This is a genomic window from Xenorhabdus bovienii SS-2004 (assembly GCF_000027225.1).
In the GTDB taxonomy this organism is placed as follows: Bacteria; Pseudomonadota; Gammaproteobacteria; order Enterobacterales; family Enterobacteriaceae; genus Xenorhabdus; species Xenorhabdus bovienii_C.
Window position 1 is genome coordinate 869838 of record NC_013892.1, and the last position, 22170, is coordinate 892007.

Genomic DNA, 22170 nt, shown 5'->3' on the forward strand with positions numbered 1-22170 from the left:
AAGAAGGAAAATATAAAGGGAGTTCTATGAATAAAGGCAAAGTATGGCTAATCGGAGCAGGCCCGGGCGAAGCAGCGTTAATTACTGTTAAAGGGCTGCATTACATTCAATCTGCGGATGTTATTGTGCATGATCGTCTCGTCAATCCTGAGCTGATTGCACAGGCACCAGAACACTGCGACATCATTAACGTTGGCAAAGAACGCAATCACCACCCGATCCCGCAAGAAGAAATTAACCAGATTCTGGTTAAACACGCACTGGACGGGAAACAAATCGTGCGCCTGAAAGGCGGTGATCCCTATGTATTCGGACGCGGGGGCGAAGAGGCAGAAACGCTGGCACAACAGGGTATCGAATTTGAAATTATTCCGGGTATCAGTTCCGCCATTGGCGGGCTGGCTTATGCCGGTATTCCCGTTACCCACCGCGATTATGCATCCGGCTTCCATGTGGTGACCGGCCACCTTTCCCTAGGTAAGGAGCCACAGAACTGGCGCGCATTGGCGCAATTGGATGGCACGCTGATTATTCTGATGGGCATGAGCCGTCTGGCCGAAATCTGCCAGCAATTGATACAATTCGGCAAACCTCCCGCTACGCCCGCAGCGGTAATTATGTATGCCAGCCAGCCCAGACAGGAGATGACCATCGCTACACTGGCAACGCTGACCACAGAAGTTGAACATCACCAACTACATGCGCCCGCATTAATTGTGATTGGCAATGTCGTCCGGTTAACTGAGATACTCGCCTTTACCTCCACCCCCATTGCGCTCAGTTCAACCGCAGTCATGATGAATCCTCTCACCCGGCTGGTGACATAATGAGTGAACACGGCGGCAATATCATCGAAGTTGCCCAACAGTTCGGCATTCCGGCCAACGAACTCATCGATTTAAGCGCCAATATCAACCCGCTGGGTGCCCCGGAACGGGTGAAGACGCTGATTAAAGATAACCTTGCCTGCATCGAAAAATATCCCGACGTAGAATATCGCCATTTGCATCAGGTACTGGCTGACGCCCATCAGTGCGATACCGCTTCGGTAATAGCAGGCAATGGTGCAACAGAACTGATCTACGCCGTTGTCCGTTACCTCAACCCGAAACGCGCCCTGCTCCTCACCCCCGGATTTGCCGAATACCGCCGAGCTTTGCAGCACGTTGGGGCTGAGATCATCGCGTATCCATTAACAGAAGACGCAGGATTTCAACCCGATCTACGCCTGCTGGATACACTGACAATTCTTCAACCCGATTGTGTCTTTATAGCTACGCCCAATAACCCAACCGGTTTAATGCCAGACAGCCGGTTTCTGCAATCGCTGGGGCAACATTGTGAAGAGCACCGCATAGCGCTGATTGTTGATGAAGCCTTTATTGATTTTCTGCCCGATAACCGAGGCCTGATCCCGCACATTGCCGCCACCCGCCACCTTTATGTGCTGCGTTCACTGACAAAATTCTTCGCCATTCCGGGGTTGCGGCTAGGCTATCTGGTCAGCGGGGATTGCGCAGGGGTGGCGTGGATGAAAAACCGGCGTGAACCGTGGTCTATTAATGCCCTTGCGGCGCAGGTGGGTGAAGTCTTGTTGGATGATCAGGCTTATATTACCGCCACCCATCAATGGCTAAAATCACAACAACATTATCTATGGACGTACCTTTCCTCCTGCCCTGAACTCACCGTCTGGCCGCCTTCCGCGAATTTCCTGTTCTTTCGCTGCCATCAGCCCAATCTTGATCTATGGCACACTCTGCTTGAGCACCGACTGCTGATCCGCCATTGCAAAAACTATGTTGGCTTGGACGAGAGTTACTATCGAATCGCCGTACGCAGCGAATGGGAAAACCGACGCCTGACCGCCGCCATACAGCACGTTTTCGCACATGGCTGAAGCCTGCTGCCCGGCTTCCTGTGGAGAACTGCTGCAAGGATGGCTATTCGGCGGAGAGAAACTGATCTCCTGTCCCATTAATTGGTTCAGTTGTGTCGCGGTCAGCGAGGGCCATGCCTCTGCTGATGAACGGCCACGTATGCGCCAGATGGTGGAATTGCTGCTGGAACACTGGAATGAACCTGCTGAATTATCGGCCTGCCTGCGCATTGAATACCAATCGACCATTCCGGTTGCCAAAGGCATGGCCAGCAGCACCGCAGATATTGCCGCCACCGCACACGCCACGGCCAAATTACTGGGTAAATCGCTGAACAGCACCACCCTCGCGCAACTCTGTGTCAAGCTCGAACCGACTGACAGCACGGTATTTGAATCATTAACGTTGTTCGATCACCTGACCGCTCAAACTCAGATCCCCTTCGCATGGCAGCCGGATATCGATATTTTGCTGTTGGAAAGTCGGCAAACTATTTTGACGGAAGAGCACCATCGGCGGGATCGCCGTCAACTCTTGCTGGAAAGTGCGCCGCTGCTCCAACAGGCATGGCAGCAGTTTCGCATCGCAAATAAACATCATGACAACTCTCGTCTAGGGGAAGCCTGCACCCTGAGCGCCATCGCGAATCAGCCGATACTGCCTAAGCCCCGGTTTTATCAATTATTGGATTTAGTCGAACAAAGTGGAATTTACGGCCTGAATGTCGCCCATAGCGGCAGTATCGTCGGCCTGCTATGCAACAGCCATCAGCACGATATGGATGACCTGTTCTGGCAGTTAGGTCAGAAACCCATTTCTGACTACTACCCACAGATACACCCTGTCAAAATGATTGCGGGTGGAGTGCGTTAACAGGAATAGTTTGCCAGAGGACGACTCATTGCGATCAACATTCCATAAATCGAAAGTCATTTTGCCCTGAATATTGTTTCGCATTATGCTTATGTTAAATAATATTATTTGAACAACCCGTCATACATTATGGAAAATATACATCTCGAACCTGCCACCTTTGACGCCTTTATGTCGCTCGATATCCGTGTAGGCAAAATCATCAAAGCAGAAAAAAACGAAAAAGCCATTAAGCCAGCCTATAAACTTTATATCGATTTTGGCAGTGATATCGGTGAAAAACAGAGCTCCGCCCAGATATGCCAAAACTACACAGAAGAACAATTAATCGGCAAACAAGTGTTGGCAGTTGTCAACTTTCCACCAAGAAGAGTGGCAGGCTTTAAGTCAGAAGTCCTCGTTCTGGCCGCCGTCTGTGACGATCAAGGCACCGTACTGCTCCAGCCAGAACGAGACGTGACTCTGGGAACCCGGATACTGTAATTTATTGGTAATCAGTGTGGTGGACGAGTATTCCTTTTCCTGCAAACTGACGACTTTTGGCGTGATTACCACAAAATGAAAGAAAACGGCGTTCATTTCTGTGAAGAACCCCGTCAGGAGGAATATGGTGTGGTGGTGGTATTTGAGGATATTTACGGAAACCGGTGGGATTTGTATCAGAATGCAGTTTTACAGTAGGTAGCCATATTATTATCAACAGATTTAGCCCAATCAAATTGGGCTAAATCTGAGATAAATTGAACAGCAGCTAAGGGAAGGATAAAAGGTAAAGTGAAAAAATACTTATCCTCTATCATTTTAATGATGGCGTTATTCACCAACGGATTTCTTTATGCAAGTGAGGTGAGTTTAGAAACTTTGCGTTTTGCGGCAATTGGCGGTGATGCTAAATCACAAACTGATCTTGGAGTCATGTATTTCCACGGCCAAGGAGTGAAACAGGATTATCAACTAGCGAAGAGTTGGTTTGAAAAAGCGGCCCAACAGAATTCGGCGGAAGCGGAAAATTACCTTGGCGTAATGTATATGACAGGAAAAGGCACGCCTGAAAACATACAGACAGCCATCGAATGGTTTGAAAAATCGGCCAACCAAAATTTTGCTAAGGCTCAAAATAATCTCGGGCTTATCTATTTTTACAATAATGAGAATGATAACCAAAATCTAAACAAAGCCAGAGATTGGTTTGAAAAAGCAGCCCAGCAAAATATTGCAATATCACAGTACCAGCTTGGAATGATTTATCTTCACGGGCGCGGTGTAGAGCAAAGTATCAAGATTGCCAGAGAATGGTTTGAGAAAGCTGCGGCACAAGATCTACCTGAAGCCCAGTACAAACTCGGTGTGATATATTATGGGGGAAATTCCGGAGTGCTGCGCGATTACCAGATAGCCTGGCAATTGTTTGAAAATGCCTCCCGACAAAATCACGGAGAGTCACAGTTTCATCTCGCCATGATGTATCTTCTTGGTCAAGGGGTGACCAAAGACTTTAAGCGTGGCAGAGATATGTTTGGGCTTGCATGTAAGAATGGAGACATAGAGGCTTGCTTGTGGTTTAAGGAGCTAACTGAGAATAATGAGGCAATTAAAGAATTCTCAAAGTAAAAAGAAATGGAGACGTTTGTTTACCTTGCAAGGGGAGCCTGTATACCATTTTGTGTAAATACCTTTTCTTAGTAATGACCGTCAAGGCGATCACCGAACTCAATCATAAAACGACTCATCGCCATTCGCCAGTCTTGAAGTGGCATCGTCCATTAAAGGTAATCCTGCCGCAATATGCTGCTGCCAATAGTCCGCATGTTCAGGGTTATTGGCGTTTTTTAAACGCTGCTCCAGCAAATATTGCGGGAAGTCGCTTCCGTCAGCGCCTGATTTTGCCAATATCGCAACGGGCGCTCACGTTCTGGTCATCAACGTTATCTCTGCCAATCCTGCCGTCATTTCTGGCAACTTGAGTTCACTTATGCTGCTTGTCGTCCCGGCACCCATAAGCAAATCGTCGATATGGCTATGAATGGGATGGATGCCGGGCGACAGCACGAGTGATGGGGATTGGCCTGAATACCGTGCTTCGTCATTTAAAAAACTCAAACCCAAATCGGTAAAGCCGCCCCGTTGGCTCTTTTATGCCGACGATAGGATAAGGTCATGTATTAAATGATTAGATTAGGTATTAAAAATAATGTTCACGTTCAATAAAGGTTCCTATCACTTTATCGTGCATTTCTTCCGATTTTGAATACCCAATGGTTTTTCTATTCAGCCTTTTGATTCGGGTACGATGCGTTAAATTCGTTCTCTCTATACGCTGAGTAAACGCCTTTCCAGTCAAGTGCTCTTCCTCGGGAAGTGGGTCATAAACAACATAGTCATCCGTGCAGTAAAACCGAATAGTAAAGGAAGATAAGAGGGTAAGCAGCTTGTCTAACGTTTTTCGACTGCGATCGCCAAAAACATGAGCCACTATTCGCTTCAGGCGGGGTTCCCAAGCATACCAAAGCCAGCGTTGGTTTTTCTTATTGCCGACAAACGACCATTGCTCGTCGATTTCACAGACAATCTGGATGCCACATTCCGCAAGGGGAAGTGTCGTTACGTTTCGGGGTCTGAGGTTTTTAATGTTTTCATGACGGTGGCGGTGGCGACTTTCAGGATCCGAGCGGTGTCACGAATTCCCCCGTTATTCATCGCGATATCGACAATCTGTTCTTTAACGCCGGGTTTGCAGGCCTGATAGGTATACGCCAACTGAAAGACCTTACAGCAGCTATAACAGCGGTCATGTATTAAATGATTAGATTAGGTATTAAAAATAATGTTCACGTTCAATAAAGGTTCCTATCACTTTATCGTGCATTTCTTCCGATTTTGAATACCCAATGGTTTTTCTATTCAGCCTTTTGATTCGGGTACGATGCGTTAAATTCGTTCTCTCTATACGCTGAGTAAACGCCTTTCCAGTCAAGTGCTCTTCCTCGGGAAGTGGGTCATAAACAACATAGTCATCCGTGCAGTAAAACCGAATAGTAAAGGAAGATAAGAGGGTAAGCAGCTTGTCTAACGTTTTTCGACTGCGATCGCCAAAAACATGAGCCACTATTCGCTTCAGGCGGGGTTCCCAAGCATACCAAAGCCAGCGTTGGTTTTTCTTATTGCCGACAAACGACCATTGCTCGTCGATTTCACAGACAATCTGGATGCCACATTCCGCAAGGGGAAGTGTCGTTACGTTTCGGGGTCTGAGGTTTTTAATGTTTTCATGACGGTGGCGGTGGCGACTTTCAGGATCCGAGCGGTGTCACGAATTCCCCCGTTATTCATCGCGATATCGACAATCTGTTCTTTAACGCCGGGTTTGCAGGCCTGATAGGTATACGCCAACTGAAAGACCTTACAGCAGCTATAACAGCGATAACGAGGATGTCCGCCATTTCCTTTCCCATGTCCTTTGACCTGTTCTGATTTGTGGCAATAACGGCAATAGACATCAACTTTGGCCATACTTCATCCTTAAAAAGCCGGAAGCATATCACAGCAACTAACCATTTAATACATGACCTAGGATAAGACGAAAAGTGATCGCCCATGTTTTTGATTACAGGACAAAAAAGACATTAATGCGCCTACTGGCTTTGCTGACTCCTTTCAATATTATTATTTATATGACGGATGGTTGGCAAAGTTATGAAAAGGCGTTAGCGGGGAAACTGCATGTGGCCAGCAAGCGTTATACCCAACGCATAGATAAATAAATTGGAGTCATGACTTTTAATGAGTTATTTATTATCCTGTCAATATTTAATAAAAAATTAAACAAAAAAATAATTTAATAATAGTAATACTTAATGCCATCTATTTTCTTTATCTAAAGCGTCGACATTAAAACACAAATGATTCTCATTAACAAAAGCTAGTAATAACAAAGGGAAATCATCCTTATTCATTTCAGGGATATATATACCAAATGTTGGTTATTAATTTTTATGAGGATAAATCCGATATGTTAGATTTTTTATTTTGAATGATAAAAATGTGTATCAATATATCCGACAGACCCATTAAAAAAATACTAACAGAAATATTAATACTTCAATTTTTCTACTCATAATATTTTTCTTATTTGCGCTATTTCAGACTCAATTTTCCCATTAAAAATAGAAAAACCGCCGCAATAAACTGCTAAAAACACACAAACAGTTCATTCCGGCGGCTTTTATTCCACCATTTAATAAATCACTTAATTAATATATTAATGTGGTACCGCTATCAGCTACTCATTTTCTGTCTCTATATCTTCCTGAACGAGGTTTCCGATGGAAGTAAACTCATCCAGCAACGCTAAAAGCTGAGCCAATTTTGCTGGAGAAAAAGCATCTTCAATCGCCTTATAACCATCATTAACCTGCTCTCTGGCCTGTTCGTAAAGCTCCTGACCAGCCGGTGTCAGGGAAACATACAGCTTACGCTGATCATTCATTGGTTTCAGGCGGAAGATAAGTCCATCACGTTCCATACGTGTCAGAATGCCCGTCAAGCTTGGGCGTAAGATGCAGGTGAGACAAGCTAAATCATGGAAATCAATCGAACGGCTACTCGCAAGTACACGAATAATACGCCATTGTTGCTCAGTCAAGTTATAGCTTTTCAAAATAGGACGGAAAAAACCCATTGCGGTTTCCCGTGCCTGAAGCAATGCAATTGTCAGGGATTCATGCATAAGTAAAGGTGACTCTTAAGTTAACCACTAGTCATTCTCTATAAACTGAACGCGTACGCTATTCATTATAGACAACATAAACGTCAAAAAGACTAACATGGTCATAATTATCTACAAAGGGAAAAGAATTCAACATTAACAAATAAATAAAATTATTCTGCCAAACAAAAGTTAAAAATAAGTTAAATTCAATGCCAAATGACCTTATGAATTAAGATAACAATTTGATCTTTCTGTGGGAAAAACAATCAATACTAGAATGATGTTACATGGATCACAATTAAAATTAACAATTACATTAACATATTGAACATTGACGGCAGTTGATTTATTAATATATTAATAAACAATCTTGCGATACGTCGTTCAGGTTTCAAGGAGTTGTTAATGAAAGGCACTGTTTTTGCCGTCGCCCTCAACCATCGCAGTCAACTCGATTTCTGGCATGAGGCATTTGATGAGCTACCTTATAAAACGCCACCAAAAACTCCAATTTGGTTTATTAAACCCCGCAATACGGTGATTGTCTCCGGTGATATTATTCCTCATCCCATCGGGGAAACGGTACAAAGCGGTGCAACGCTGGCACTGCTGATTGGCAAAACCGCCCGTAAAGTTTCTATTCAGGATGCAGAACAATATATCGCGGGTTATGCATTGGCCAATGAGGTCAGCCTGCCAGAAACTTCGTTTTATCGTCCCGCTATCAAAGAAAAATGCCGGGATGGATTTTGTCCGATAGGCCAGATAATCACAACAAAATCAGTAGATTCACTCGATATCATCACTGAAATCAACGGTCAGGCAGTTGATCGCTGGTCAACCCGCGATCTTGTGCGTTCTGCTTCGGAACTCCTGGCGGCATTAAGTGATTTTTCCACGTTAAACGAAGGCGATGTCATCCTGCTCGGCACCCCCCATCAGCGTGTTACTCTCCACCCTAACGACATCGTCACGGTCAAAGCTGAAGGTTTTCCTGCGTTGAAAAACACAGTCGTTTTGGAAGACATCACGTTGAAAGGTAGCGATTTGGAAGGAATGGCGCAGGCGGGAGGTCAGTCATGAGACAAGCCAGAGTACGTTATCAGAACCAAGAAATGAGTGTTATCGTCGATGAGCAGGAAAATATCCTGCTGTCTGATGGGTGCGTCGTCAGCGGACGCGATGTTTTGTGGCTCCCTCCTGCCAATGGCACCCTGTTCGCATTGGGACTGAATTATGCCGACCACGCCACGGAGCTGGAATTTAAGCCACCGGAAGAGCCGCTGATCTTCATCAAAGCCGCCAATAGTCTAACCGGCCATCGTCAGGTTTCCGTCCGGCCGGACAATGTGGAATACATGCATTATGAAGCGGAGTTGGTTGTTGTGATTGGCAAACCCGCCCGCAATGTTTCCAGAGAACAGGCTATGGGTTATGTCGCGGGTTATACCGTCTGTAATGACTACGCTATCCGTGATTATCTGGAAAATTATTATCGTCCCAATCTGCGCGTGAAAAGCCGCGATACGCTCACCCCGATAGGCCCGTGGATCGTGGATAAAAATGCAATAGCCGATCCCCATAACCTGATATTGAGCACCCGGGTCAACGGGGAATTACGTCAACGCGGCACAACGGCAGACCTGATCTTTGATATTCCTTTCCTGATTGCCTACCTGAGCAGTTTTATGACACTACAGCCGGGAGACATGATTGCCACAGGAACGCCGAAAGGGCTGTCAGATGTTGTGCCGGGTGATGAAGTGATTGTGTCCGTCGAAGGTGTCGGGAGCCTGGTGAATCACATTGTCAGCCAGCAAGAATATGAGGAAAACCTGTCATGACCACTATTAATCATTGGATCAACGGCAAGAACGTTGCCAGTAACACCTATTTTGAAACCACCAATCCCGCCACCGGCGAAGTGCTGGCGCAAGTGGCATCCGGTGGGCAGACAGAGATTGATCAGGCGGTTGCAGCGGCAAAAGACGCTTTTCCCAAATGGGCGGATACGCCAATGAAAGAACGTGCCCGCCTGATGCGCCGTTTAGGGGAGTTGATTGACCAGAATGTACCCGATATTGCCGCGATGGAAACCAAGGATACCGGCCTGCCCATCCACCAGACGCAAAATGTGCTGATCCCGCGCGCTTCCCATAATTTCGATTTCTTCGCTGAGATTTGCCAGCAGATGAACGGGCGGACTTATCCGGTTGATGACAAGATGCTCAACTATACGCTGATCCAGCCTGTCGGGGTTTGTGCGCTGATTTCTCCGTGGAATGTGCCTTTCATGACTGCAACGTGGAAAGTGGCACCGTGTCTGGCGCTGGGCAATACCGCCGTGCTGAAGATGTCTGAACTTTCCCCATTGACCGCCAACCGTCTGGGCGAACTGGCGCTGGAAGCGGGTATTCCGGCTGGTGTGCTGAATGTGGTGCAGGGATATGGCAATACCGCCGGCGATGCGCTGGTAAAACATCATGATGTGCGGGCGATCTCGTTTACGGGAGGAACCGCAACTGGCCGCCGGATTATGCAAAGTGCGGGCCTGAAAAAATATTCGATGGAGCTGGGTGGCAAATCCCCTGTTCTGATCTTTGAAGATGCGGATATTGAACGTGCGCTGGATTCAGCGCTGTTCACGATTTTCTCCCTCAATGGCGAACGCTGTACCGCCGGTTCCCGTATTTTCATTCAAGAAAGTATCTACCCCGAATTCGTTAAACGCTTTGCTGAACGCGCCAATCGCCTGCGTGTAGGCGATCCACAAGATCCGAATACTCAGGTCGGTAGCTTAATCAGTCAGTCGCACTGGGAAAAAGTCTCCGGCTATATTCGTCTCGGTATTGAAGAAGGAGCAACGCTGCTGGCCGGCGGCTCTGATAAGCCCGCCGATCTGCCTGATCATCTGAAAAAGGGTCATTTTCTGCGGCCAACCGTGCTGGCAGATGTGAATAACCGGATGCGCGTGGCACAGGAAGAGATCTTCGGCCCCGTTGCCTGTCTGCTGCCTTTTAAAAGTGAAGAGGACGGCCTGCGCATGGCCAATGATGTGGAATACGGTCTGGCGTCTTATATCTGGACGCAGGATGTCAGCAAAGTTCTGCGTCTGGCACGTAGCATTGAGGCCGGCATGGTGTTCGTCAATTCCCAGAATGTTCGCGATCTACGCCAGCCGTTCGGCGGTGTGAAAGCCTCCGGTACAGGACGCGAAGGCGGGGAATACAGTCTTGAAGTGTTTGCCGAAGTGAAAAACGTCTGTATCTCAATGGGAGATCATCCCATTCCTCGTTGGGGAGTGTAATTGATCCCAGCGTTAACCACGGTTCATCGTCCTGATATCAAGTGAGGATTTATGGGAAAGTTAGCGTTAGCCGCGAAAATTACACATGTACCCTCGATGTATTTATCTGAAATGCCGGGTAAACATCATGGCTGCCGGCAGGGGGCGATTGATGGTCACAAAGAGATAAGCCGCCGTTGCCATGAAATGGGCGTCGATACGATCATCGTGTTCGATACCCACTGGCTGGTCAACAGTGCCTATCATATCAACTGTGCCGGACACTTTTCCGGCATTTATACCAGTAATGAGTTACCGCATTTTATTCGCGATATGACTTATGAATATGACGGCAATCCTGAACTCGGCCGGATGATTGCGGAAGAAGCCCGCCAGATGGGGGTTCGCGCTCAATCACATGAAATCTCCAGCCTGAAATTAGAATACGGCACACTGGTTCCCATGCGTTATATGAACAGTGACCATCATTTCAAAGTAATTTCGATTTCGGCCTTTTGTACCGTTCATGCCTTTGAAGACAGCCGCAAGCTGGGTGAAGCCGTGTTGCGGGCGATTGAGAAATATGACGGTACGGTAGCGGTACTGGCCAGCGGCTCGATGTCGCACAGTTTCATTGATGATCAACGCGCCGAAGAAGGAATGAACAGCTACACCCGCGAGTTTGATGAGCAGATGGATCGCCGAGTGGTGCAACTTTGGAAGGAAGGTCAGTTCAAGGAGTTCTGCAAAATGCTGCCAGAGTATGCGCAATATTGCCGTGGTGAAGGCAATATGCACGACACAGTGATGTTGCTCGGCCTGCTCGGTTGGGACAAATACGACGGTAAGGTGGAATTTCTCACCGAATTGTTCGCCAGTTCAGGAACAGGGCAAGTGAACGCCGTTTTCCCGCTATCTGATGATGCGGTTAATGAACAAACCACCGAAAAAATCAGAGCCTGACAGGAGCAGACCATGCCACATTTTTACGCTGAATGTACCGAAAATATCCGTGAATCCGCCAGATTACCGGCGCTGTTTGCCAACGTGAATCAGGCGCTGGCCGAGACGGGGATTTTCCCGCTGGGCGGCATCCGCAGCCGCGCAATCTGGCTGGATACATGGCAAATGGCAGATGGCGAACAAGATTACGCCTTTGTCCACATGACGCTGAAAATCGGCGCAGGACGCAGCCTCGAGGATCGTCAACAGGTCGGTGAAATGCTGTTTACGTTAATCAAAACACACTTTGCCGATTTGATGGCACAGCGTTATCTTGGACTCTCTTTCACAATGGAAGAACTTGATCCGATCCTGAATTATAAATCGAATAATGTACATCAGCTGTTTAAATCAAAAGATTAGACTTAACGAATGGCATAATTCAGCACAATAAAGTTCACCTTTTTGCATAATGAAGAGAAAATCATGACCAATCATCTAGAGACATTACTGCTGCGCCAACAGGCTTATATCAATGGTCAATGGGTTGATGCGCATAATAAAACGACGTTTGCCGTTATCAATCCCGCCAATGGCGAAGTTATTGCCAATGTCAGTGATATGGGTTGTGCAGAGACGCAACAAGCCATTGAAGCCGCCCAGACTGCCCTTCCCGCATGGCGGGCATTGACTGCCAAGCAGCGCAGCCAAAAGCTTAAGCAATGGTTCCATCTAATCATGGATAACCAAAAATCGTTAGCGGAACTGCTGAGTGCCGAACAGGGAAAACCCCATGCGGAAGCGATGGGAGAAATTGCCTATGGTGCCAGTTTTATCGAATGGTTTGCGGAAGAAGGTAAACGCATTTATGGCGAAACTATCCCATCACCGATGCCGGGTCGTCGTCTCGCGACCATCAAACAGCCGATAGGCGTTGTAGCCGCGATTACGCCGTGGAATTTCCCCAATGCCATGATCACCCGTAAAGTTGGCCCGGCACTGGCCGCAGGTTGTACGGTTGTACTGAAACCTGCCGCAGAAACTCCGCTGTCTGCGCTGGCATTAGCAGTACTGGCTGAACAGGCGGGCATTCCGGCAGGTGTCCTGAATATTGTCACCGGTATAGATGCCAAAGCAATTGGCGAAACACTGACTTCAAGCCCTATCGTACGCAAACTCTCTTTTACCGGTTCTACCCGTGTTGGCAAGTTACTGATGGCGCAAAGTGCCGATACCGTCAAGAAGCTTTCTCTCGAACTGGGCGGCAATGCGCCTTTTATTGTCTTTGATGATGCGGATCTTGATGCAGCTGTGGAAGGCGCGATGGCGACGAAATTCCGCAACAGCGGACAGACTTGTGTCAGTGCCAACCGGATCCTGGTACAAGAAGGCGTTTATGATGCGTTTGCTGAACGTCTGGTTCATGCTGTCAAACAACTTCGCGTCGGGCCGACTCATAGCGATTCATCACAACCTGTGCCACAACAAGGGCCACTGATTAATCAGGCGGCTGTGGAAAAAATACAGGCACATATCAGCGATGCGGTTTCCCACGGCGCGCGTATTCTGGCCGGCGGCAAGTCCCACACCTTGGGTGGGTTATTCTTTGAACCCACCGTGCTGGCCGATGTGGATGATTCCATGCGGGTCAGCCATGAAGAAACCTTCGGCCCACTGGCGCCGCTGATCAAATTCCGCGATGAAGCAGAAGCCATTCGCCTCGCCAATGATACAGAATTTGGCCTCGCGGCTTATTTCTATTCCCGCGATATTGGCCGGATTTACCGGGTGGCAGAAGCACTGGAAAGCGGCATGGTCGGCATCAATGAAGGTTTGATTTCCAACGAAGTTGTTCCATTCGGAGGCATAAAACAGTCTGGTCTGGGGCGTGAAGGTTCACGTTACGGTATCGAAGATTATCTAGAAGTGAAATATCTCTGTTTTGGGGGTTTGGGCACTAAAGGAGCTTAACACGCTATGCAACAGCAGCTACAGCAAGAAGTCATATCACAGGTTGCACGCCGTTTACATCAGGCAGAAAAAAACCGGCAGCAGATCCGGCAGATTTCACTGGATTACCCAGAAATAACGATTGAAGACGCCTACGCCATTCAGCGTGAGTGGGTTAACTTGAAAATCGCGGAAGGCCGGGTGCTCAAAGGGCATAAAATCGGCCTGACATCCCGAGCCATGCAAGTCAGTTCACAAATTGAGGAACCGGACTATGGCGCATTACTGGATGATATGTTTTTTCAGGACGGCAGTGATATTCCCTGCGAGCGCTTTATTGTGCCGCGCATTGAGGTAGAGTTGGCCTTTGTGCTGGCAAAACCCCTGCGTGGCCCAAACTGTACGCTGTTTGATGTCTATAACGCCACAGATTACATCATTCCGGCGCTGGAGTTGATCGATGCCCGCAGTCACAACATCGATCCTGAGACCCAGCGCCCGCGTAAAGTGTTCGATACGATCTCTGATAATGCCGCCAATGGCGGTGTCATTATGGGCGGGCGCCCCATCAGGCCGGATGAGCTGGATCTGCGCTGGGTCAGCGCCCTGCTCTATCGTAATGGGGTGATTGAAGAATCCGGCGTAGCGGCTGCGGTGCTTAACCATCCTGCCAATGGTGTCGCATGGTTAGCCAATAAACTGGCTCTGCACGGTGTCCAGCTCGAAGCTGGTCAGATCATTCTTGGCGGTTCCTTTACCCGCCCGGTGCCTGCCCGCAAAGGCGATACTTTTCATGTGGATTACGGCGCAATGGGTTCAATTAGCTGCCATTTTGTTTAATGGCCGGACGTTACGTTTGAAGGTAAGTTTATGGATCTGTTAACCAATAGATTTAAGCAAGCCCTGAAAGCAGGGCATCCACAAATCGGTTTATGGCTTGGCCTGTGCAGTGGATACAGCGCGGAAATTCTGGCAGGAGCCGGGTTCGACTGGCTGCTGATTGATGGCGAACACGCGCCCAATCATATTCCCTCAATCCTGACCCAATTGCAGGCAATTGCACCCTATCCAAGCCAGCCGGTTGTTCGCTCACCATGGAACGATCAGGTGCTTATTAAGCAACTTCTCGATATCGGCGCACAGACGTTGCTGGTGCCGATGATTCAGAACGCGGAGCAAGCCCGCGAAGCCGTGCGTGCGACCCGCTATCCTCCCGCCGGCATTCGGGGCGTAGGCAGTGCACTGGCAAGGGCTTCCCGCTGGAATCGCATTCCCGATTATCTGGCTCGTGCCAATGATGAAATCTGTGTTTTGGTACAAGTGGAAACTCGCGAAGCCCTGCGCAATCTGCCGGATATTCTGACCGTCGAAGGTGTCGATGGCGTGTTTATCGGCCCTGCCGATCTCAGTGCAGATATGGGCTATTCCGGTAACCCTCAGCACCCTGAAGTCAAAGCAGCCATTGAGCAGGCCATCCGTCAGATAGCGGCATCAGACAAAGCCGCAGGGATTTTAATGACCCATGTCGAAACGGCGGAACATTACCTTAATCTGGGTGCACTATTTGTTGCCGTCGGGGTCGATACAACGTTGCTGACAACAGCTGCTAACTCGCTGGCAGCGCGCTTCGGCAAAAAACAGGAGAAGATAACCCCGTCTTCATTGAGCACTTATTAAATCATTCTGATTACTGATAACACCACAATCGATTTTCCTACATGGCAGATGTCAATCGCAGCATCTGCCAATACAGTGACAGTTTTCATGCCAGTTTCCATAAAAACGCGACACGCATCGTATAATAAAAAAGGTAACGACAATGAGCAGCCCACCTGAAGCCATACAAGAGCCAGAAAATCCGGCTTACCCACCTCAAAAACTCACCGATCGGCAGCAAAACGTCATCAACAAATTGTTCCGCCGCTTGATCCTGTTTTTATTTGTTCTATTTGTGTTTTCCTTTCTTGATCGCATCAATATCGGCTTTGCCGGTCTGACGATGGGAAAAGATCTCGGCCTGTCGTCTACGATGTTTGGGCTGGCTGCTACGCTGTTTTACGCGACTTACGTGATTTTCGGCATTCCCAGTAATGTGATGCTCAGTGTTGTCGGCGCCCGTCGCTGGATTGCCACCATCATGGTGCTGTGGGGGATCGCTTCTACTGCCACGATGTTTGCCACCGGCCCGACAAGCCTGTATATCCTGCGTATGCTGGTCGGCATTGCGGAAGCGGGTTTCCTGCCGGGGATTCTGGTCTACCTGACTTATTGGTTTCCCGCCTATTATCGCGCCCGCGCCAATGCCCTGTTTATGATCGCGATGCCGGTCACAATGGCGTTTGGCTCGCTGGCCTCCGGTTATATTCTGGAAATGGATGGCATCTGGGATCTGCGTGGCTGGCAATGGCTGTTTTTGCTGGAAGGCTTCCCTTCTGTTCTGCTCGGTTTTGTCGTCTGGTTCTATCTGGATGACTCACCGGAAAAAGCTAAGTGGCTGACGCGTGAAGATAAACAGTGTCTTCAGGAGATGATGGAGCGCGATAAACTTTCGCAAGTGCAATCCAGTCGCCCGGCCAGCTCCAAAACCAGCCTGTGGCGTGAAGTTTTTACCCCGATTGTCCTGATGTATACTTTCGCTTATTTTTGCCTGACCAATACTCTGAGTGCCATTAATATCTGGACGCCGCAAATTATGCAGAGTTTCAATCAGGGGAGCAGTCATGTGATGATCGGTCTGCTGACTGCTATTCCCCAATTCTGCACTATCTTAGGAATGATTTACTGGAGTCGCCGCTCAGACCGTCTGCAAGAACGGAAAATGCACACTGCCCTGCCCTATCTGTTCGCGGCAGCAGGCTGGGTTTTGACCTCACTGACTGACCACAGCATGGTGCAACTGCTGGGGATTATCATGGCTTCCACGGGGTCATTTACGGCCATGGCGGTATTTTGGACTACGCCGGATCAATCCATCAGCCTGCGCGCCCGTGCCATTGGGATCGCCGTCATCAATGCCACAGGTAATGTGGGTTCTGCTGTCAGCCCGCTGTTGATTGGCTGGCTAAAAGATCAAACGGGCAGTTTCAACTCAGGTCTCTATTTCGTCGCCGGACTGCTGATTATCGGGGCTTTGATGGTTTCATTTATCCCGATGAAGCAAACGCAGCGTTCAGGGGATAACTATTGATGCCAGCCTCCAACACACGCAAAGTCATTATTACCAATATTGATATCAGTAAAGACTATGATGAAACGCAGGGATCTGACGATGTGCACTATCAGACTTTTGGTCGCATGGCCGCGTTCTTTGGCCGTGATATGCAGGCGCATCGTCATGATGGTTTTTTTCAACTTCACTATCTGGTGACCGGACGGATTGAGCTGCAACTGGATGAACTACGCTATTCAGTACAGGCACCGCTGTTTATCCTGACGCCTCCTTCGGTTCCTCACGCTTTCTTTACGCAGGAAGATACCGATGGTTATGTCCTGACGGTGCGTCAAGCATTGATTACGCCGCTGCTCAATTCGCTCTACCCCACCCATCGGGAACTGGTTGATATTCCGGCCATCTGCCTTTCTGTGGCAGATAAGCCCGATGAATTGGCGACATTCAATCACTATTGGGCGCTGATCGGGCGTGAATCTGCCAATCAATTCGCAGGACGTGAACAATCACTGGCATTTCTGGCGCAATCACTGTTTACCTTTCTGCTGCGCAGCATTCCCCTTGATGATCACCGCTCTGGCGGGGTAAGAGGAGAACTAAAACTGTTTCAGCGTTTTAACCAGTTGATTGAACAGCATTATCATCAGCATCTTGCTGTACCGGAATATGCGGAAAAACTGGGAATTACCGAATCTCGCCTCAAAGATATGTGCCGAAGGTTTGCCAATCGGCCACCCAAAAAATTGATTTTTGACCGATTATTACGGGAAGCAAAACGGCTGCTGCTGTTTAGTGACAGCCCGGTGTTTGAAATTGCGTATCAGCTGGGATTTAAAGATCCGGCTTATTTTACGCGTTTTTTTAATCGGTTAATGGGATGTGCACCAAGTGTTTGGCGGGAGAGGAGTGTGTAAAATGCAGGGGATTTTAAACGGTTCTGTTGCATTAACGGAGAAAGTCTAAGTCAATGTGGAGTTCGTTACTCTTTATTCAGCCAATCGATAAAACATCTCTGTCGGTGACAATATCTTATCTTCAGGTTGTGAGTATTCAGCAAGGCGATGGCGGCGGTGTTGTCCCCACTCTTATCAAGGGTGATGATGTCAGGCTCCCCGTAGTGGCGTAGGGCTTTACGGAAAAAACGCAAAGCGGCAGCGGTATCTCGGTTGGCGGTCAATAAAAAAATCAATAGGTTGACCGGAGGTATCACCGCCCGATACAGGTATTTCCACTGACCTTTGATTTTGATATAGGTTTCACCCATACACCAGCCACGAGCCACGGGACGTTTATGTCGACGAAAGGCCTTACCCAGTAATGGTGTGAGCCTGATAACCCAACGGTATAAGGGAGAATGGTCAACACGTATCCCTCGCTCGGTCATCATCTCTTCGAGATTGCGTAGACTTAGAATGATATCAACGGGGTAATGCAACCGTTTGAAGGCTTTTCGTATCAACGACATTGACGATACTTTTATCAACAAATAAGTGAGATATTACCAAGGCTTTGCTTATTGCAACAGAACCTAAAAATTCGCCAGTCGTTTTATATTTTCGTTAATTTCAGTTGGGATATGGGCGGCATAGCCAAAAAGAATAGCGTTATCAGAAAAAGAATGAATACAGTAGCGTGATAATGGTTGTGCCCCTAAATTTAATTGCCTGCAATGTGTAATAATATCTTCTTCATTAAAACCGTCTTTTAACCGACACACCATATGTATGCCTGAGTCAGTTATATTCATATCGAAAACATGAGAAAGGTATCTGTTTATAGCATAAAATAGTGCGGTTTATTTGTTTAAAAGCGGTGCCACTGACACCGCTACAATCTGTACAGAACTTATTATTTCTTATCTGCTGTGATACGATCACGAATATGTTGAGCACGCTCCTGTGAAGGCGGATGTGAATCAAACATGCTGGATTTACCACTGCCCAGTTTAGCCAGTTTCTCGAAGCCGGATGCTAAACCTCCAGTGTTGATATTGCGTTTTTTCAGCAGATCATAAGAGAAGTCATCAGCCTGACTTTCCTGATGTTGTGAGAACTGCGAGTTGATCAGTTTTTCACCCAGTGCTGCAAACTGAGAATCGCTTAGTTGTGCAGCTACACCACCGGCTGATGTAGCTGCGGTACGTGCAGCAACTGTAGCATAAGCAATCTGCATTGCTTTACGGGAGTGACCCAGTGCAACGTGACCCATTTCATGGCCTAGAACGCCTTCGACTTCATTGTCGTTCATCATTTTCATCAGGCCGCTGTATACACGTACACAACCGTTAGCCATTGCCCATGCGTTCACATCATCAGTCAGATAAACTTTATAGTTAACCGGTGTGCCGTTAACTTCGCTACCTAATGCTTTGGCGATTTTGTTCAGACGTTTAGTGTATTGGCTGGATGCCGGTGCAGTTTTATTCCGTGCATCCATATCCTTACATGCTTGGTCAGAAAACTGTTTGACATCAGAGTCACTTAGCGTCGCCGCCTGAAATAATTGCATTCCAGAGCTAGCCAGCATTCCATGATCAATATTCTTACAACCTGTCAGAATTACAGCAGAAACTGCTACTGCAACAAGAGTTTTAATTTTCATAATGTTTCCCTTTGCCATACAAGCAACTTTTTTATTTTAAAAGCATTAAAAGACCGTGGATTCTGCTAAAAATAATAATAGAAATAAACCTAATATTTATGATTATGTGAATTTGATAACATTTTAAACAAAATAATAAAATCATAAGAAAAATAATTTAGTTTAAGCTTACTTAACTAAATCGCTTTTCGTCGGTCATGATACCAATTTATTGATAGTGATGAATGTTTAAACAATACCCTATGACCCTGTCATGTATTGCTATGGATTTTGAAAAAGACAACGTTTGCGAGTCAGTCTGACGAAGAATTATGTCTCTCTATACGTTGTGCATAACGCTTACTGACCACATGCAGCTTCTCCAGACATTGGTTATATAGATCACAATGTTGAAGGGAGCCAGTAGCGCTATCAGACGCATCAAGGTTTTCTTTGTTCTTGAGCCAAAAACGGGGGCGATTACCTTCCGTCTGATCCGGTCATCAGCATAAAAGAGCTAACGGGGCTGATGCTTTGACTCCACATACGGCTACTGCTCACAATTGATGTTATGACCAACCCGGCGGCAATTTATGTTGTCACAGAACCAGAGTTTATGCGGCTTGCAGCTACATAAACTCCGATTCAAATCACCACCAGATTAATAATTTAATATCCCAACATTTAACTCAATCAAATAAGTCCGTGGATCAAAATCACTCCGATACATAAAGGCCCGACATATCTCCATATAAACAGTAAACACTGACGGTTCCACGATGACATATTATCCGGTATTAGTGCATTGACCTTACGTGACCAGCCAAATACGAGGCAAATGATAATCCCGAATAATGGCATGAGAACATTGGAAGTAATAAAATCCAGTATATCGAAGATGGATTTTCCACCTAATGTGACGTGACTTAGAGGACCAAAAGATAAGGAAACAGGGATCCCCATTAGCATAATCGATGCCGTGACTATTAAGCTTGCTTTACGACGCGACCACTGAAAACGCGTTTGAACATAAGCAACAATATGCTCAAGTAATGAAATTGATGAGGTTAGTGCAGCCATTAATAATAATAAAAAGAAAGTAACTGCTAAGATTGAGCCACCTGGAAGATTGGCGAAATAAATTGGCATCGTCATAAATGTTAATCCGGGTCCCGCATTGGGTTTTAAACCAGCAGCGGACAAAGCAGGAAAAATCATCAGGCCAGCCAATATACAGACCAAACAGGAGAGGATTACAACCCAGATACTCGATTTACCAATGCCTTTGTTATTAGGCAAATAGGAGCTGTACGTAATGTGGATCCCCAAACCGATAGACAGTGAAAAAAATGCTAACCCTAATGCATCTAAAACACCTTTTCCGGTCAAACTACTGAAGTCTGGGTATAAGAATAATTTTAGCCCTTCTGATGAACCAGGTAAACGGATGCCGACAATAATTAACACTATCATGATCAAGAATAACAGTGGCATCATGACTTTAACTGACTTTTCCAAACCTTTTTGCACACCAGATAATACTACGAAACAGGTTAGCCCTGAAAATGTCAGATGTGTGATTATCGGCCACCATGGATTGCTGATGAAACCGGTGAAAATAGATGTCAGTTGAGAAATGTCGGTAATATTCAACTTTCCTGTACTCGCCATCACCGTGTAACCTATGGTCCAACCACCGACAACACTGTAGAAGCTATAGATACACCATGAACTGAATATACCTATAAAGCCAACCCACCCCCAGTGTTTACCAAGTAATTTTTTAAACGCATCAATGGCCACTTCACCCGTACTGCTTCCCAGTATGTTTTCAGCTAACAGAATCGCTAATCCAATCACAAAGCTAAACAATAAAAATACAACCAGAAATGCACCGCCACCATTTGTTGCTGAAACATACGAGAATTTCCAGATGGCACCAATGCCAACGGCAGATCCGGTTGCTGCTAATACATGCCCCAGACGGGATGTCCATTGTTGACTCATGCTAACCCCCGAATAGATACAGTATCAGCACGTGTACTTAGGCCCACCGCCGTAAGCAAAAAACCGGCAGCAGCGTTCGAAACATGCTTACCCGCTTGCAGGCCAGTCATAGGCAGGGAAATGATATTTCCTGCCCCGTTGAATCGTGCAAAGGTCATAAAGTCCAATGCCCAAATATTTTTAGATGATAAACGGTATGTCATAATAATTGTTAACTTATTGTTATAAACATAATTGAACATGTAATAGTAACTATTACAACTATTTAAATTTCCACGGGAGAAACTGGATTCTGATTTAACAGTCAGTGATAAGTACCATATTCACTGATACGCATAATATACAGAATGATAGTGGTAATAACAGCTAGAATCGCCAACAACTGCCCCCCAGTCAAACTTTTAAGTTCTAAAAGGCATGTACTAACGCCTTGTGAGGAGTCCAAGATGATTACTCTATTACAGCTGATCATGTTGCTCACAGTGTAGTCGTGAACATAAATTCCAATAATCCTGATCAGTATATATAGTTATTGTGTTATTCTTTATTTAACTATGTTATTAAATGTTTCTTTAGATAATTTTCCTGTAAAATTAGAATTTAATTCTAATATATGAACATTTACAAACAACAAATATTTTACATTTTAGCGGATAATTTTTATCCGTTTTAATTATTTTTCCATATTTATGCACTTGGCTTCACTTTAAATATAATAGTTTATATAACCATTTTATAATAATATAGATATTAAAATATCTATGATTCTTGGATT

Annotated in this window: 22 protein-coding genes and 6 pseudogenes; 19 read left to right on the top strand and 9 right to left on the bottom strand. The window is 46.5% G+C overall.

Annotated features, from left to right (window positions below; translation table 11 throughout):
* Positions 1-26: 26 nt before the first annotated feature.
* The 8 genes and pseudogenes from cobA to XBJ1_RS21245 all read left to right on the top strand — a co-directional run.
* The gene (gene cobA / locus XBJ1_RS03675) at positions 27-827 is read left to right on the top strand and encodes a uroporphyrinogen-III C-methyltransferase (protein ID WP_012987424.1); all 801 of its coding nucleotides are present in this window, start codon (positions 27-29) and stop codon (positions 825-827) included.
* Positions 827-1900, top strand: a complete 1074-nt coding sequence (gene cobD / locus XBJ1_RS03680; protein WP_012987425.1) for a threonine-phosphate decarboxylase CobD — start codon at positions 827-829, stop codon at positions 1898-1900. Before cobA ends, cobD begins: the two co-directional genes overlap by 1 nt.
* On the top strand, positions 1893-2753 hold the full coding sequence (locus tag XBJ1_RS03685) for a GHMP kinase (RefSeq protein ID WP_012987426.1): 861 nt from the start codon (positions 1893-1895) through the stop codon (positions 2751-2753). The genes cobD and XBJ1_RS03685 overlap by 8 nt, the downstream gene beginning before the upstream one ends.
* A 129-nt stretch (positions 2754-2882) precedes the next feature.
* Entirely contained in the window at positions 2883-3236 is a 354-nt protein-coding gene (locus tag XBJ1_RS03690) for a tRNA-binding protein (RefSeq protein WP_012987427.1), read from the top strand.
* Positions 3237-3434: pseudogene (locus XBJ1_RS22300) on the top strand (VOC family protein); the annotation flags it as partial.
* 93 nt (positions 3435-3527) lie between these two features.
* Positions 3528-4364, top strand: a complete 837-nt coding sequence (locus XBJ1_RS03700) for an SEL1-like repeat protein (RefSeq protein WP_143827622.1) — start codon at positions 3528-3530, stop codon at positions 4362-4364.
* 50 nt (positions 4365-4414) lie between these two features.
* Positions 4415-4717 carry a hypothetical protein gene (locus tag XBJ1_RS21240; protein WP_143827623.1) on the top strand — a complete coding sequence of 101 codons (303 nt, stop codon included), beginning with the start codon at positions 4415-4417 and terminating at the stop codon, positions 4715-4717.
* A pseudogene (locus tag XBJ1_RS21245) lies at positions 4647-4852 on the top strand (IS1-like element transposase); the annotation flags it as partial. The gene XBJ1_RS21240 and the pseudogene XBJ1_RS21245, both read left to right, overlap by 71 nt.
* An 83-nt stretch (positions 4853-4935) precedes the next feature.
* Here the strand turns inward: XBJ1_RS21245 and XBJ1_RS19410 are convergent.
* Positions 4936-5540: pseudogene (locus XBJ1_RS19410) on the bottom strand (IS1 family transposase); the annotation flags it as partial.
* A gap of 28 nt (positions 5541-5568) precedes the next feature.
* A protein-coding gene (locus tag XBJ1_RS20535) for an IS1 family transposase (RefSeq protein WP_143827612.1) occupies positions 5569-6263 on the bottom strand; the annotation gives its coding sequence in 2 pieces (ribosomal slippage) (positions 5569-6008 and positions 6008-6263; 696 coding nt in all).
* A gap of 59 nt (positions 6264-6322) precedes the next feature.
* Between XBJ1_RS20535 and XBJ1_RS03715 the strand changes: the two are divergent.
* A pseudogene (locus XBJ1_RS03715) lies at positions 6323-6511 on the top strand (IS1 family transposase); the annotation flags it as partial.
* 521 nt (positions 6512-7032) lie between these two features.
* Here XBJ1_RS03715 and hpaR read toward each other — a convergent pair.
* Positions 7033-7479: a homoprotocatechuate degradation operon regulator HpaR gene (gene hpaR, locus XBJ1_RS03720; RefSeq protein WP_012987432.1), complete on the bottom strand. Its 447-nt coding sequence runs from the start codon at positions 7477-7479 to the stop codon at positions 7033-7035.
* A gap of 387 nt (positions 7480-7866) precedes the next feature.
* Between hpaR and XBJ1_RS03725 the strand changes: the two genes are divergently transcribed.
* The 10 genes from XBJ1_RS03725 to hpaA all read left to right on the top strand — a co-directional run bounded on the left by XBJ1_RS03725 (position 7867) and on the right by hpaA (position 17722).
* Positions 7867-8544, top strand: coding sequence for a fumarylacetoacetate hydrolase family protein (locus XBJ1_RS03725; RefSeq protein WP_012987433.1), 678 nt, complete (start codon positions 7867-7869; stop codon positions 8542-8544).
* Positions 8541-9305, top strand: coding sequence for a fumarylacetoacetate hydrolase family protein (locus XBJ1_RS03730; protein ID WP_012987434.1), 765 nt, complete (start codon positions 8541-8543; stop codon positions 9303-9305). Before XBJ1_RS03725 ends, XBJ1_RS03730 begins: the two co-directional genes overlap by 4 nt.
* The gene (hpaE, locus tag XBJ1_RS03735) at positions 9302-10768 is read left to right on the top strand and encodes a 5-carboxymethyl-2-hydroxymuconate semialdehyde dehydrogenase (protein ID WP_012987435.1); all 1467 of its coding nucleotides are present in this window, start codon (positions 9302-9304) and stop codon (positions 10766-10768) included. The genes XBJ1_RS03730 and hpaE overlap by 4 nt, the downstream gene beginning before the upstream one ends.
* A 51-nt stretch (positions 10769-10819) precedes the next feature.
* Positions 10820-11710, top strand: a complete 891-nt coding sequence (hpaD, locus tag XBJ1_RS03740; RefSeq protein WP_012987436.1) for a 3,4-dihydroxyphenylacetate 2,3-dioxygenase — start codon at positions 10820-10822, stop codon at positions 11708-11710.
* Between the two features lie 12 nt (positions 11711-11722).
* Positions 11723-12112 carry a 5-carboxymethyl-2-hydroxymuconate Delta-isomerase gene (locus XBJ1_RS03745; protein WP_012987437.1) on the top strand — a complete coding sequence of 130 codons (390 nt, stop codon included), beginning with the start codon at positions 11723-11725 and terminating at the stop codon, positions 12110-12112.
* 63 nt (positions 12113-12175) lie between these two features.
* Positions 12176-13660 (top strand): NAD-dependent succinate-semialdehyde dehydrogenase, encoded by a 1485-nt coding sequence (locus tag XBJ1_RS03750; RefSeq protein WP_012987438.1) that lies wholly within the window; start codon positions 12176-12178, stop codon positions 13658-13660.
* Between the two features lie 6 nt (positions 13661-13666).
* Entirely contained in the window at positions 13667-14479 is an 813-nt protein-coding gene (hpaH, locus tag XBJ1_RS03755) for a 2-oxo-hept-4-ene-1,7-dioate hydratase (RefSeq protein ID WP_012987439.1), read from the top strand.
* 30 nt (positions 14480-14509) lie between these two features.
* Positions 14510-15316 (top strand): 4-hydroxy-2-oxoheptanedioate aldolase, encoded by an 807-nt coding sequence (hpaI, locus tag XBJ1_RS03760; protein ID WP_012987440.1) that lies wholly within the window; start codon positions 14510-14512, stop codon positions 15314-15316.
* Positions 15317-15458: 142 nt separating this feature from the next.
* Complete coding sequence (gene hpaX, locus XBJ1_RS03765) at positions 15459-16826, top strand: 4-hydroxyphenylacetate permease (RefSeq protein ID WP_012987441.1); 1368 nt, start codon at positions 15459-15461, stop codon at positions 16824-16826.
* Positions 16826-17722 carry a 4-hydroxyphenylacetate catabolism regulatory protein HpaA gene (gene hpaA / locus XBJ1_RS03770; protein ID WP_012987442.1) on the top strand — a complete coding sequence of 299 codons (897 nt, stop codon included), beginning with the start codon at positions 16826-16828 and terminating at the stop codon, positions 17720-17722. Before hpaX ends, hpaA begins: the two co-directional genes overlap by 1 nt.
* Before the next feature lie 65 nt (positions 17723-17787).
* Here hpaA and XBJ1_RS03775 read toward each other — a convergent pair whose 3' ends face one another.
* The 6 genes and pseudogenes from XBJ1_RS03775 to XBJ1_RS03795 all read right to left on the bottom strand — a co-directional run.
* Positions 17788-18273, bottom strand: coding sequence for an IS6 family transposase (locus XBJ1_RS03775; RefSeq protein ID WP_012987443.1), 486 nt, complete (start codon positions 18271-18273; stop codon positions 17788-17790).
* 63 nt (positions 18274-18336) lie between these two features.
* Positions 18337-18555 (bottom strand): hypothetical protein, encoded by a 219-nt coding sequence (locus XBJ1_RS03780; protein WP_143827624.1) that lies wholly within the window; start codon positions 18553-18555, stop codon positions 18337-18339.
* A gap of 101 nt (positions 18556-18656) precedes the next feature.
* Positions 18657-19409, bottom strand: coding sequence for a M48 family metallopeptidase (locus tag XBJ1_RS03785; protein ID WP_012987445.1), 753 nt, complete (start codon positions 19407-19409; stop codon positions 18657-18659).
* Between the two features lie 208 nt (positions 19410-19617).
* A pseudogene (locus XBJ1_RS22905) lies at positions 19618-19893 on the bottom strand (IS1 family transposase); the annotation flags it as partial.
* A 188-nt stretch (positions 19894-20081) separates the two neighbouring features.
* On the bottom strand, positions 20082-21395 hold the full coding sequence (locus XBJ1_RS03790; RefSeq protein ID WP_012987446.1) for a sodium-dependent transporter: 1314 nt from the start codon (positions 21393-21395) through the stop codon (positions 20082-20084).
* A gap of 38 nt (positions 21396-21433) precedes the next feature.
* A pseudogene (locus XBJ1_RS03795) lies at positions 21434-21598 on the bottom strand (branched-chain amino acid transport system II carrier protein); the annotation flags it as partial.
* Positions 21599-22170 lie beyond the last annotated feature (572 nt).